The following is a 13,336-nucleotide window of genomic DNA, read 5'->3' as shown; positions in this document are numbered from 1 at the left end:
CTATTAAGTGTTAGCTTTCGTGCCGGTAATGACAACAATCATACCATTAAAACTCTTTTTCCACGGTGATCTTTAATGTTTCCGGTAAACAGGGATGACTTTGCAAAAATGCCGTCCGCTGCTGGCCCGTCAAATTCCCGTTCAGCCAGGTCTTTACATCACAGCGTTCCAGCATGGCCGGCATCCGGTCATGGATCTCTCCCATCGCCCGGTTCGGCGGCATGGTGATCATCAGGCAGGTCGGCAGTAAAACATTCGTGTCCACGTCCATCCAGATATCCCATAAGCCCGCGATATAAAACGGTTTCCCGTCCGCCCTTTCAACGCGGTAAGATTTCTTCTGGTCTTTGTTATATTCAAAAAATGCCTGGATACGGATCACGCAGTGTTTCCTGCCCAATTGCCTGCGCCAGACCGTATGGATATTTTCGATCCTGGCATGCTTGTGCCTGGCGTGTATCTTATCGTCATCCGCTGTCAGTAAGCCCCAGCGATACTGTTGGACCTTATCGGGCATCGCATCCGTCACAACGGTCAGCATCGAACCCGGATTGCCGCCCGCATTGGGCTTCGGTTTGAATTGCTGTCCGTCCCTGCCGGTAATTACGATATCTTTTTGTTCTCCTATTAATACTCTTCCGCACATATGATCCTTTTAACGCACAAAAATACTAATTATTTTAGTAATTAATTTAATTTATTAACTAAAACGATTTAATCGTTCGATCCTTTTAAGGGTATGAAACGCCTTATTTTTATACTCGCCCTTTTTAGCCAGGTGGCAAGGGCACAGCAGGATATTCTGCTGAGTACCTATCCCTACCCCTTCCCGGTGAGCTACCTGGAGCTGAACAGCCAGCATCAGCAACTAAAAATGGCCTATATGGATTTACGGCCGCAAACTCCAAATGGAAAGACAGTAATATTGCTCCATGGAAAAAACTTTAACGGCGCCTACTGGAAAACCACCATCGGGGCGCTGAACAGGGAAGGCTACCGCGTGATCGCGCCCGACCAGGTCGGTTTCGGCAAATCGTCCAAACCCGCCGGCTACCAGTTCACTTTTCAGCAACTGGCACAAAACACCAAATCCTTACTAGACCAGTTAAATATTCAAAAAGTTTATTTGCTCGGGCATTCCATGGGCGGGATGATCGCCGTTCGTTTCACGCTGATGTACCCGGCGATGGTCAGTAAACTGGTATTACTGGACCCGCTCGGCCTCGAAGACTGGAAACGGGTCGCGCCTTACGCCCCAATCGACTCCGGTTACCGAAAAGAAATGAAAACCGACTTTGCCGCCGCCAAAAAATACCAGCAGGAAAATTATTACCACGGCAACTGGAAGCCCGAATATGACGAATGGGCCAAACTGCAGACTGCCTGGTTCGGCGACCCGCAGTACCCGACAGTGGCCATGGACAACGCGCTCACTTCCGATATGATCTTTACCCAACCGGTGGTCTACGAATTCAACCTGGTCAAAGCGCCTACCCTGCTGATCATCGGCAGCCTGGACCGTACGGCCATTAACAGGGACCTGGTCAAAGACCCGGCCCTTAAAGCGCAAATGGGACAATATCCTAAACTTGCCAGACAGGCACAGCAGCAAATCGCCGGCGCGCAACTGGTCATTATTGACGGCGTCGGACACCTGCCGCAGATCGAGGCCTTTGACCGCTTTATCGTCCCGTTAAAAAAATTTTTACGCCAATAATCTAACGCGCTACCACGATGTCCCGCCAGTCCGTAGTGTACCGCTTACTCAAAAATTCCTGTTTCATCTTCCAGGATTTTTTATAACCCTCCGCCGCCACACGCAGTGCGCCGCGGCCGTAGCGGGCGTTGATCTCATCCATTAAATGGCTCAGCGCCTGCCGCCGGCTGTTATCATAGTTACTGAATAAATTGTATTGCACCTCGCCGGCGGGGATAATGCCGGTCGCACGGACGCCGGTTTTCAGGTAATTGTAACCGGGCTGATAAATCGCACGCAAAGCCTGTACGCAGATCCTGGTCAAATTTTGGGTACTGTTCGATGCGAAAGGTACTTTGACCGTGATCACCGGGTAGTGCTGGTCATGGCTGATATTGTGCTTGTTTGTCCGCAGGTAAACCGTCAGCAGCAGCGCCATGCTGTTTTGCTGCCGGAGTTTAAATGCAATGGTTGCCGCGTGCATCGCCGCCGCTTCCTCCAGCTGTTCCAGGTCGGTCTGGTAACTATTGAAACTCTGACTGCTTTCGATCCCCTTCGAGCGGTCGGCTACATCTTTGATCACATTGCATGGCTTACCCCAGAGCTCCTGTTGCAACCGCCAGCCCTGTACGGTCATCCGCTGCCGTACCAGGTCCGGTTTCAGCTGCCGGAAATCTTCGGCGGTCGTGACCCCCATTTCCCGCAGCATTTCATAATATTGTTTCCCGATGCCCCAAACGTCTTCGATCAAAAAATCTTTGACCACCTCATTTACTTTAGCGGTGGTGTCGAGCACAAGGTAATTGCGTTTTAATTTCTTGGCGGCTTTATTCGCCAGTTTGGCGAGTGCCATCGTGGGCCCCACGCCCACAGTTATCGAAAGCCCGGTGTCCCGCATCACGTTCCGGCTGATCATGGCCACATGCGCTTCCAGGTCCACGGGCAAATTCCCCATCGCAAGGAAAGCCTCGTCAATACTGTACACCATCAGCAGATAAGTATAACGGGCCAGGTTGTTCATCATACGGGCGCTCATGTCCGCATAAAAAGCGTAATTGCTGCTGAAGATGACGGCATTCAGTTCTTTGAGCCGCTTGCGGACGATAAATTCCGCGTCGCCCATCCTGATCCCTGCCGCTTTGGCCTCATTGCTCCGCGCGATCACACAGCCATCATTGTTAGACAACACGACAACGACACGGCCGCGCAGCGCCGGGTTGAACAGCGTTTCGCAGCTGACATAGCAGTTATTGATATCAACATGCGCAAACACGGCCGTACCTCCCTGTTTTTTGTGCCGGCTGCAGCAAAGGGTTCAAGGTCAGCATGACCACGCCCCAGCATTCCCACTGTGCAGCCGTAATGGTGATCGTCTCCCGGGGCGTATCCGCTTTTAACAGCAATACCGCGCCGCCCGGGCAATACTCCCTTACATAAAAATCACCTTCATGAAAAAAGACCACGATACAGCCGCTCACCGGTGCCAACGAGCGGTCAATGACCAGGATATGATCTTCCAAAATATGATAGCTCCGCATCGCGCCGCTGCCCATCCGCATATAATACGTATTATCCGGGTCGATGACCGTAATGTCGGAGATATCGAGCGCGGGTTCCTCGAATGTCTGCGCGGGCAAACGAAAGCCCAGCACATCCCTTTTCGTCGACTGTTTCCTGATCCTCAGCATAGCCTTCAAAATTATCAATTAATTTTAAAATGCTAATATTTTTAGTAATTTTTATTATCAACAAAAAAAGCCGGCGCAGCATATTTTATAATAGCTGCGGCAGTGGTTTGATTTGATAGAATATTAATTATATTTAGCCTAACCAAATATATAACCTTATGAAACTAAACCTATTGCCACTCGCCATGGTATGCATCTGTATTTCTACAACTGTATTCGCACAATCTAAAAAGAAAACGTCCCAGGCTTCGGGTACAGCCACATCGGTTCCTGGAAGCTCATTTCACAAAAGGTAACATATCCCGACGGCAAGATCTCCATTGGAGATAGTTCAAATGTATTTCAACATAAAATAATCACCCCTACCACTTTCGTTGTTACCATAGAACAAAAAATTCCGAACTACGATTATAAGAAATTAGCGGTATCGGTAGCTGGCGGTCACTATACCCTGGTCAATGGTGATTACGAAGAGTTGACCGAATACGCATCCTTTAAAGGATTTGAAACAATGAAAGTTAACTATAAGCTGACGATGGAAGATGGCAAACTTCATACGGTAGGTACACTTAGCGGGTCAGGACTTGACGGTAAACCTACCATATACGACGAAGTATACGTAAGAGAGGATTAGACGCGACATTCAGCATTACATCATGCTTATATAGCAATGCCCGGCTTTCCAAACCAGGCATTGCTATAATTGAATGTTAAGATTTCTTGGTCTTTTTGACCGTAGTCGTTTTAGATGCCGAAGTCTTATTAGCCTTGTACCTCATATCAGGTGTTCCATCTTTCTTGAGCGGGCCTTTAGTTGCTTTGTTTTCCTTAAAGCGCTTGTCAGGTGTACCGTCCTTCTTTAAATGTTGCTGAAATACGGCAACAGCCAGCGGTGATGCCTGAACATTTTTAAATGTTGTCGTGAAGGCTAACGCGGCAACGGTTAGCATAGCAAGTAGTTTTCTCATGATTGGTTTTTCTTATAAAGCTATGAGGTTGCAGTGAAAGTTGCAAAAAACTATTTGATAAAACTGCATAAAAAGCAACGCTACCTGAACAAACCATTCCTGTGACTAATTGTTGAAAGCAACATGAAAAACGAAAATACAAAAACACGCTACAGCGATCCTGAGCTGCAGGAATTTAAATTGCTAATAGAAGATAAGATAAGGATGGCCCGGGAGGAACTGGGTGAGTTAACGGCTGCGTTAAGTTCATCAAACAGCAACGGTGACGACGCGGCCATCGCCGGTAAAACCCTGGAAGATGGTTCGGCCACTTATGAAAAGGAACAAAACACCCAGCTGGCGGCAAGGCAAAAAAAGTTTATCGAACAACTGGAAGCCGCGCTGATCCGCATCCATAATAAAACCTACGGGATCTGCCGGGAGACGGGACGGATCATTCCTGCGGAACGCCTGCGTGCCGTGCCGCATACCACTCTGAGCATGGAAGCCAAACTGAAACAGGCATCGTGATCTGTAACTTTCTTCTTACAGAAGCTGATTGGCTTCACGTTTGCTTGACCAATTGATGACGATGACTCCCGAACAACAAGTACAGGAATTCTTAAGTAAACCATTCAGGTCCGGCAACACTTTATTTGAATTTAGTTTTTATTTCCAGACCGAAAGCCGCGGATTAATGGAAGTGGTTTACCTGTTAAGTGAAACAGTGGAATTTTTCAGATTTGAAATTGAATATACGGATTTCCTGCCCGGAATAACTTTTGAGGACCTGGAAATCACCTTACTAAACGGAGCGATCATCAACCAGGTAAAAATGCCGTTAAGTGAAGCGCTGTATTGTTTAACAAATCAGATCAACCGGATATGGAAACAAAACCAGAACGAAGCGATTATTTGAATTTCAAAGCTATTTTTAAGCGGAACAGCATAGAGGTTTCTTGTTACGTGATCGTGCTTACCCTGGTTGTTATCCTGCTTTGCATCTTGTAAAAAGGCTAACCATTGCTGGTTAGCCTAAAAAACTAATTAACTGACCCCTGTTATTAAACAAGTTTATATTTAAGGGTTTAACAATAAATTTGTTTTAAATGGCATCAGGATTTTTCGCGGTACTCGACGATATCGCTTCTTTAATGGACGACGTAGCCGTGACAACGAAAGTCGCGGCAACAAAAACGACCGGGATCCTGGGCGATGACCTGGCGGTCAACGCGGAAAAGGCGACCGGCTTTGTCGCCTCCCGCGAGTTGCCGGTGCTATGGGCCATCACGAAAGGTTCGCTGCTGAACAAACTGATCATTGTCCCCATCGCCTTACTGCTCAATGCCTTCTTCCCGGCAATCATCCCGATCGTCCTCGTACTGGGCGGCTTTTACCTGGCTTATGAAGGGGTCGAAAAGATCATCGAATTCTTTTTTCACAAGGGCAGGACAGCACCTGAGGTAAAGGAAGAAAGCGCAAAAGTCAAGGCCGCCATCACGACCGACTTTATCCTGTCCATCGAGATCGTTATTATCGCGCTGGGCACCGTACTGGATGAGCCATTGTTAGTACAGATCATTACAGTTGCTTTAGTCGCAATACTGGCAACGATCGGTGTTTACGGTATCGTGGCCCTGATCGTCCGGATGGATGACGCAGGTTACTCCCTGATCAAAAGTTCAAAAAATAAAGGATTGCTTTTCGCGCTTGGCAATGTACTGGTAAAAGCCTTGCCCCTCGTGATCAAACTGCTTGGGATCGTGGGCACCGTAGCGCTGATCCTGGTCGCCGGCGGGATCTTCCTGCACCATGCGGAACACTTACTTCAGCTTTTTCCCCATTTACCGTCTTTTATCATGGAACTGTTATTGGGCCTGATCGGCGGATTGCTGGTCTTTGCTATAGTAAGGCTAGGCCATTACTTTCGTGGCGAACGCAATTGATGATCAATTACTATTGTGGTATCTGCTATCGTGGAAGCGTCTTTACGCATACTGGCGGTATCATTGCCCATCGTCACTTTGTCCCGGTTTTGGTCGCTTGCGATCATGGCGAAAATGATCAGCAGCACAACTAAGGGATATAGGGGTCGTATATTCCAATTCATATCAATTTAACAATCAAGCTTGCATTAGGTTTATGAAATTTTCTCATTGGAAACGGTCTGCTGCCTGTTCTTTGAACGCGGACGGCATTGATCAATACGGTACAGGCCCTGAACCTGATGTATCCGACCGGGATACCCGCCTATTTCAGGTGCGACAGCATATCCGCCACCATCGCGTGAAGGTCAAATTGCCGCTGCCAGCCCCAGTCGAGCCTTGCGTCACGGTCGTTGACGCTGGAGGGCCAGCTGTCGGCGATCTGCTGCCGGTAATCCGGCTGGTAAGTGATCTTAAATTCCGGGATATGGGATTGGATCTCGCGGGCCAGTTCATCCGGCGTAAAACTTAAGGCATGCAGGTTATAGCCTGTCCTTACCGTCAGCCTGTCCGCCGGGGCATCCATCAGTTCGAGTGTCGCGCGGATCGCGTCCGGCATATACATCATTGGCAGGGTCGTATCGGACTTTAGGTAACATTGGTAACGTTTATGCTTCAGGGCCTGGTGAAAAATATCCACCGCGTAATCCGTGGTGCCGCCGCCCGGCTGTGCCGTGTAGCTGATCAGGCCCGGGTAACGGATGCTCCGGACATCGACCCCGTACTGGTCATGGTAATACTTGCACCAAAGCTCACCGGCAACCTTACTGATCCCGTAGACGGTCGCGGGTTCGGTGACCGCATGCTGCGGACAGAATGATACCGGGCTCGCAGGCCCGAATACCGCGATACTGCTTGGCCAGAATACCCTGATCCGGTCGGATTTAGCGATCTCCAACACATTCAGCAAACCCTGCATATTCAGGTCCCAGGCCGCGAGCGGCTGCTTCTCCCCTGTCGCCGAAAGCATGGCCACCAAATGATAGACCGTTCCGATCTTTTCCTTCAGCGCCAGCCCGCGCAGTTCCGTCCTGTCCAGGACGTTCAGCCTGACATAAGGGCGAAGCGCGAATGGCACATCATCCAGCAGCCTTACATCCGCCGCAAGAACCGCCTCATCACCATGTTTTGCTTTTAAAGCCGAAACCAGTTCGGTACCGATCTGCCCGCAGGCACCAATGACTAAGATCTTGTTCATGAAAGAATAAAGTTTAAAAAGAAGCCTCCCGACCCGGCGGGAGGCACGCTTCGTTTTAACTATTTAACTGATTTCATTTAACGGTATGAAAAAACGATAAAGAACGCCTGAGTATCCTGATCTCCGGGCGTACCATCTGTGAATAAAAGGCACCGGAACATCCGGCACCTTTTTTACCAACCTATGATACTACCTTATGAGAAGTGTAGACATTGACCATTTCAAAAGTGTGCCGGCTGGCCGGCACACTTTTACGAACTAAAACCAAATAAACTAATGAAACCTCCTGAAGAGATCGCTTATAATTATGAACTAAAGGTTCACAATTAACAGGGCACCGGGACTGATTATTTTCGCTTTGTGAAAACCCACTGCAGGATTGCCGGGAAACAGGAATTTCCACGGCATCCGCCCCGGGTAAGACAGTTCAGGATAGTTCGGATAAACTAATTGTTAATTTTGTAATTGCGGCATTGTCGGTCAACAGATCCGGCAGTGCCGGAAATTAAACCAATTATACCTCCTGACCCATCGTTATTTCAAACGCATAGCCATTATGTTTTGATAGCAGCGGAGCAGGAAAAGCTAGACTAACCTATAATTTATGCTTGATAAAGATCACATTCTTTGTTCGGATCAACATTTGCTGAAATTGTTAAAAGAAGATGATAAAAAAGCATTTGACCTGATCTATCAGCGTTATTGGGAACCGCTTTTTACTTATGTGGCCAAAGCGGTAAAAGATCGTGACGAGGCCAAGGATATCGTACAGGAAGTATTCGTTTCCCTCTGGTACCGCAGGGGCAGCCTGCACCCGATCAACTCTTTACAGGCTTATTTGTTTACGGCTGCCCGGTACAAAGGATTGACCTATATCAAAAACAACAGCCATAAAAACAAGTACCTGGAATCGCTCAGCTTATTTTTTGAGCAGGAATGCGCCTCGGTTGCCGGGCAGGTAGAAGCCGATGAGTTAAACCTGATCATCCAGCAGGAGCTGGAAAAACTTCCGCCTAAAATGAAGGAAGTATTCATACTCAGCAGAACGGAACAGCTTTCCCATAAGCTGATCTCGGAAAAACTGATGATCTCCGACAAGACCGTAAAAAAACAGATCAACAATGTCCTGAAGCATTTCCGGTTAAAGCTCGCGGAAAAATAATTTTTTACAGCTGTAATACAGCCCTTTAGATCTTTTTCCAAATTTCCCCTACTACCAGAGCGCCCGGATAGAGACTTATCATTAGCAGCACCATCATGAACCATCAAGAAGCAAAGGAACTTTTAGACCGTTACCATAACGGCAACTGCACACCTGAAGAAAAAGAAAAACTGGAGGCCTGGTTTGACCTGCTCGCGCAGACCGGTGAATTGCAATTGAACCCGTTTGAAAAGCAAAGCATCCGGGATGAGCTGAAAAATGCCCTCGATCAGCAGATCGCCCCGCCCCGGCGGCTTATTACCCCGTTCAGGCTTTTCCTGGCGGCGGCTTCCCTGCTGCTGTGCATCGGCATGGGCTGGCTCCTTAAAAGGCAGGTACCCAAAGCCGCGGATAACTATACCGAAATTTATGTACCCTTAGGGGAAAAAAGGAAACTTACGCTGAGCGATAATTCAACGATCGTGCTCAGCGGCGGCAGCAGGTTACGCTACCCGGAAAACTTCAACGCGAAGACCAGGCAGGTGGAACTCCTGGAAGGGGAAGGTTTCTTTGATATCCGGCATGAGCCCAAACGGCCCTTTATCGTCAACGCGGTACGGACCCAGATCAATGTCCTGGGCACGGCCTTTAACGTTAGGGCCTATAAGTTCTTAAACAGTGTACAGGTAACTGTCAGCCGCGGCAAGGTATCCGTGCGGTCATTGAACAACCCGCAAACCGCCGCCAATGTCATTTTATTACCGGATGAACAGGTGAGCATCGGAAAGGCCCACGGGGAAATTTCAAGGCGCCATATCAACGCGAACGACTTTTCCGGCTGGGTGAAGGGTAAATATAAATTTGACGATGAGACCCTGGGTAATGTCGCCGGGATGCTCGAATCCTATTATAAGATCAGGATCACCTTCGCGGCGGATGACATGAAGGAGATCCGGTTCAGTTCTGAGTTCGACAGTACGGATAAACTGGAGGACCTGCTGTTCGCTATTTGCAATGCCAATAAATTAACCTATACCATCAACGGGCAGGCCGTCATGCTGAGCCCGATCAGCAAACCTTAAAAACCAAAACCTATGAGTTAAAAAAATTACACGCCACCACAACAAAAAACCGGTATGAGCTTGAAATCATACCGGCTGTATCAATTGAAAAATCAGTTCTGTAACGCCAATCACTCACTGATCATCAATGCGAGTTAGTAAACATTTTTATTCACTTAACCACATTCAAAGGTATGGAAAAATATACCAACCTCCTCATGCCGTTAATTTTACGCACCATGAAGCTTACCTTCTATATGTTCCTGTTTGTTGTATCGGGCACCCAGCTGATCTGGGCGAGCGACTCCTCCGGGCAGATCTTAGAAAAAACGAAAATAAATATGCAGGCGGATCATCAAAGCCTGAAATCAGTACTCAAGGATATTGAGAACCGTACCAGTATCCGCTTCACCTATAATGAGAACCTGATCAATAAGTACCAGCACATCAGTGTCAGTAAGGGGGAGCAAACGGTAGCCGCGCTCCTGGAAAGCATTTTTGCCGCTGCCGACCTGGGCTATATTGAAAAGAAGAACAAGATCATCATCGTTGAAAAAGCACAGCCGGAGATCCGGATGCTCGACGGCAGGGAAAACCAGGCCGCGACCATTACCATCAAAGGAAAGGTAACCAATGATAAAGGGGAAGACCTGGCCGGCGTTAACGTAACGGTAAAAAATACCGCGGTCGGCACGACCACTGATGCCAACGGCGATTATTTGCTGAAACTGGTGGATACGGTAAAAGCGACGCTGGTGTTCTCCTATCTTGGTTTTGAAACACAGGAGATCGCCCTGAACGGCCGGACGACCATTAATGTCAGCCTGGCTTCAGCGACCAGCAACCTGAAAGAGGTGGTCGTTGTCAGTTATGGCACGCAGAGCAAACGCGAAGTGACCGGCGCGATCAGCCAGATCAATGAATCGGAGGTCAAGGACCTGCCGGTAGCCAATGCAGGGCAAAAGCTGCAGGGCAAACTGGCCGGTGTGCAGATCAACGAGAACTCGGGCACGCCCGGGGCTGAAATGACCTTCCGCATCCGGGGCGCGGCATCCATCAATGCCGGTAACAGCCCGCTGATCGTGATCGACGGCTTCCCGACCGAAAGCGGGCTGCAAACCCTGAGCCCTGACGAGATCGAGTCGATATCGGTACTGAAGGATGCCTCGGCCTCTTCTTTGTATGGTTCACGTGCCGCCAACGGCGTTATCCTGGTGACGACCAAACAAGCCAAGATCGGCCAGAAAAGCCTGACCTTTACCGCCTATACCGGCGTGCAATCCGTGCCGTCCAGGGGACGTCCCGACCTGATGAACCCGGAAGAGTTCGCCGAATATAAAAAGGAGTATTACGAGGATGAGGCGACCTATGAAGGTTATACGGGCGGTGTTCCGGCCATTTACCAGAACCCCAGTCAGTATGCCGGGCAGAAAGGAACCAACTGGTTCAACATTTTGCTCAGGAACGCCCCTACCCAAAACTACAATCTGAATTACGCGGCGGGTAACAAGGATTTCAAGTCCGTGGTCAATATCAATTATAACCGCCAGGACGGGGTGATGCTCAATTCCTACGACCAGCGTTTCACCGCAAGGGCCAATAACACCTACACGGCATCCGACCGCCTGACCCTCGGCATCAATTTGGAAACTTCGTATGGCAATAACCAGGTCGTACCGGGACTGGATAACGGCCGTAATATCATCGAGAACGCTTACCTGATGGACCCTACCCTGAACTATAAAAATCCTGACGGCAGCTACCCTACTTCCTTTTCACAACCGGGGATGTTCCCGAACCCGAACTATTACCTGGTACTCACCCAGATTACCAACAAGACCAAGGCGACGCGTGTGATCGCCAACGGCTTTGCGGAACTGAAGATCGTGGATGGCCTGAAATTCAAATCGACCATCAATGTGAATACCAATGATATGATCAACCGGGAGTTCACCCCTTCTACCGCGCAGGGCGGCCTGGGCAGCGCGCCGCCGAACCCTGCTTCGGGCAGTTATTCCACCAGCCATTTCCTGACCTGGTTGAGTGAGAACACGCTGAACTATCAAAAGACGATCGCGGACAAGCATAATTTCGATGTCCTGGCAGGTTACACCGTCCAGAAATATTCGTTCGAAAGCAGCGAGATCGACGGCAGCCAGTTCCCCGATGATAACATCACCTGGATCAATGCCGCCACTACCCGCATCGGTAACGTGGACGCGAACCAATGGTCGTTATTATCATTCCTTGGTCGGTTTAACTATAATTATGACAGTAAATACCTGTTATCGTTCGCGTTCCGCCGTGACGGGTCGTCCAAATTCGGGCCTAATAACAAATATGGTAATTTCCCGTCCCTGTCTTTGGGCTGGGTCGTTTCCGATGAAAGCTTCCTGAAGGACATCAAGCCCATCAGTTTCTTAAAAGTACGGGCCAGCTATGGTAAAGTAGGGAACAATAACATCGGTGATTATACCTACCTGGCTTCCGTGAACAGCAGCAACTATGTGTTCAGCAACCAGGTAACACCGGGTAAGGTGCTCAGCGGGATCGGCAATAATAACCTGACCTGGGAAACCTCGACCAGTTATGACCTCGGCCTGGACGCGGAGTTCCTCGACCACCGTATTTCCTTTACCTATGATTATTACTGGAAGAAAACCGACGGGTTGCTTTACGGCATCGATATCCCGGTACAATCCGGCTTCAGCTCGATCACTTCCAATATCGGCCGCTTTGATTTCTGGGGACATGAGTTTACCGTGGCCTCCAAGAACCTCACCGGTAACTTCAAATGGAACACCAATTTCAACATTTCATTTGACCGGAACATCGTCAAGCAACTCGGCACCAATAACGCGCCTATCGGCGGTTACAGCGAGTACTGGGACGATAACCGTACCGCTGTCGGCCACCCGATCGGCTTATTCTATGGCTATATCAATACCGGGGTGTATATGACCCAGCAGGAGTTTGACACCCAGCCGCATGACGCTACCGCTATGGTCGGAACCGCGCGTTTCAAAGATGTCAGCGGACCCAATGGTGTCCCGGACGGTAAGATCGACAGCTATGACCGTACCTGGATCGGTAACCCTAACCCAACCTTCATTTACGGGATCACCAACTCCTTCTCTTATAAAAACTTCGACCTGAGCATCGTACTGGCAGGTACCGTAGGCAATGATATCGCCGATGACGCCTTTCAGTCGACCGAGAACCTGGACGGTGTTTTCAATGTGCGCAAAGGCGTGGCCAACAGGTGGCGCTCGGAAGCTGACCCGGGTGACGGGATCTACCCCAGGACAAGAAGCGGAACGACCGCTGATTTCAGGAACTTTACCAGCAGGCAGGTCTTCCAAGGTACTTACCTGGCCGCCAAGAACATCACATTTGGTTATACGCTGCCGGTACAAAAAAGCAAGTACTTTAAAAGCTTACGCGTTTACGTATCCGCGCAGAACGCCTTTATCGTCACCGGTTATGAAGGCATGAACCCGGAAGCGGGCCTTGCCGGCTTAAATGGCTTGAACCAGGGACGTGACTTTACCGGTTACCCGGTTCCGCGGGTATTCGCCGCCGGGGTTAACGCGAGTTTTTAAACCAGTTTAAAACAAAAA

Annotated in this window: 14 protein-coding genes; 8 read left to right on the top strand and 6 right to left on the bottom strand. The window is 49.1% G+C overall.

Annotation, left to right across the window (positions count from 1 at the left end):
• Nucleotides 1–46: 46 nt before the first annotated feature.
• On the bottom strand, nucleotides 47–646 hold the full coding sequence (locus FO440_RS23580; protein ID WP_144250778.1) for an SOS response-associated peptidase: 600 nt from the start codon (nucleotides 644–646) through the stop codon (nucleotides 47–49).
• A 93-nt stretch (nucleotides 647–739) separates the two neighbouring features.
• Here FO440_RS23580 and FO440_RS23575 point away from each other — a divergent pair, with 93 nt between their 5' ends.
• Complete coding sequence (locus tag FO440_RS23575) at nucleotides 740–1,717, top strand: alpha/beta fold hydrolase (RefSeq protein ID WP_144250777.1); 978 nt, start codon at nucleotides 740–742, stop codon at nucleotides 1,715–1,717.
• A gap of 1 nt (nucleotide 1,718) precedes the next feature.
• Here FO440_RS23575 and FO440_RS23570 read toward each other — a convergent pair whose 3' ends face one another.
• Nucleotides 1,719–2,969, bottom strand: coding sequence for a Y-family DNA polymerase (locus tag FO440_RS23570; RefSeq protein ID WP_144250776.1), 1,251 nt, complete (start codon nucleotides 2,967–2,969; stop codon nucleotides 1,719–1,721).
• Nucleotides 2,953–3,402, bottom strand: a complete 450-nt coding sequence (locus FO440_RS23565; protein ID WP_144250775.1) for a LexA family protein — start codon at nucleotides 3,400–3,402, stop codon at nucleotides 2,953–2,955. Before FO440_RS23565 ends, FO440_RS23570 begins: the two co-directional genes overlap by 17 nt.
• 493 nt (nucleotides 3,403–3,895) lie before the next feature.
• Between FO440_RS23565 and FO440_RS25020 the strand changes: the two genes are divergently transcribed.
• On the top strand, nucleotides 3,896–4,018 hold the full coding sequence (locus tag FO440_RS25020) for a hypothetical protein (protein WP_262711513.1): 123 nt from the start codon (nucleotides 3,896–3,898) through the stop codon (nucleotides 4,016–4,018).
• Nucleotides 4,019–4,094: 76 nt separating this feature from the next.
• On the opposite strand, the gene FO440_RS23560 is transcribed toward FO440_RS25020, so the two are convergent.
• Nucleotides 4,095–4,352 (bottom strand): hypothetical protein, encoded by a 258-nt coding sequence (locus tag FO440_RS23560; RefSeq protein ID WP_144250774.1) that lies wholly within the window; start codon nucleotides 4,350–4,352, stop codon nucleotides 4,095–4,097.
• Between the two features lie 123 nt (nucleotides 4,353–4,475).
• Here FO440_RS23560 and FO440_RS23555 point away from each other — a divergent pair, with 123 nt between their 5' ends.
• The 3 genes from FO440_RS23555 (at nucleotide 4,476) to FO440_RS23545 (ending at nucleotide 6,277) form a co-directional block, all read left to right on the top strand.
• Nucleotides 4,476–4,862: a TraR/DksA family transcriptional regulator gene (locus tag FO440_RS23555; RefSeq protein WP_144250773.1), complete on the top strand. Its 387-nt coding sequence runs from the start codon at nucleotides 4,476–4,478 to the stop codon at nucleotides 4,860–4,862.
• 61 nt (nucleotides 4,863–4,923) lie between these two features.
• Nucleotides 4,924–5,250, top strand: coding sequence for a hypothetical protein (locus FO440_RS23550; protein WP_222104045.1), 327 nt, complete (start codon nucleotides 4,924–4,926; stop codon nucleotides 5,248–5,250).
• A gap of 190 nt (nucleotides 5,251–5,440) precedes the next feature.
• Nucleotides 5,441–6,277, top strand: a complete 837-nt coding sequence (locus tag FO440_RS23545) for a DUF808 family protein (RefSeq protein WP_144250771.1) — start codon at nucleotides 5,441–5,443, stop codon at nucleotides 6,275–6,277.
• Here FO440_RS23545 and FO440_RS23540 read toward each other — a convergent pair.
• Both FO440_RS23540 and FO440_RS23535 read right to left on the bottom strand, forming a co-directional pair.
• Nucleotides 6,253–6,441, bottom strand: coding sequence for a hypothetical protein (locus tag FO440_RS23540; protein WP_144250770.1), 189 nt, complete (start codon nucleotides 6,439–6,441; stop codon nucleotides 6,253–6,255). The genes FO440_RS23545 and FO440_RS23540 overlap by 25 nt on opposite strands.
• Nucleotides 6,442–6,581: 140 nt before the next feature.
• Nucleotides 6,582–7,514: an NAD-dependent epimerase/dehydratase family protein gene (locus FO440_RS23535; RefSeq protein ID WP_144250769.1), complete on the bottom strand. Its 933-nt coding sequence runs from the start codon at nucleotides 7,512–7,514 to the stop codon at nucleotides 6,582–6,584.
• A gap of 604 nt (nucleotides 7,515–8,118) precedes the next feature.
• On the opposite strand from FO440_RS23535, the gene FO440_RS23530 reads away from it, so the two are divergent.
• From FO440_RS23530 to FO440_RS23520, 3 genes are all read left to right on the top strand, one after another.
• On the top strand, nucleotides 8,119–8,676 hold the full coding sequence (locus tag FO440_RS23530) for an RNA polymerase sigma-70 factor (RefSeq protein ID WP_144250768.1): 558 nt from the start codon (nucleotides 8,119–8,121) through the stop codon (nucleotides 8,674–8,676).
• 95 nt (nucleotides 8,677–8,771) lie between these two features.
• Nucleotides 8,772–9,737 (top strand): FecR family protein, encoded by a 966-nt coding sequence (locus tag FO440_RS23525; protein ID WP_144250767.1) that lies wholly within the window; start codon nucleotides 8,772–8,774, stop codon nucleotides 9,735–9,737.
• 173 nt (nucleotides 9,738–9,910) lie between these two features.
• The gene (locus FO440_RS23520) at nucleotides 9,911–13,318 is read left to right on the top strand and encodes a SusC/RagA family TonB-linked outer membrane protein (RefSeq protein ID WP_222104044.1); all 3,408 of its coding nucleotides are present in this window, start codon (nucleotides 9,911–9,913) and stop codon (nucleotides 13,316–13,318) included.
• Nucleotides 13,319–13,336 lie beyond the last annotated feature (18 nt).

The organism is Mucilaginibacter corticis (genome assembly GCF_007558865.1).
Lineage (GTDB): Bacteria > Bacteroidota > Bacteroidia > Sphingobacteriales > Sphingobacteriaceae > Mucilaginibacter > Mucilaginibacter corticis.
This window is presented reverse-complemented; position numbering and strand designations above follow the sequence as displayed.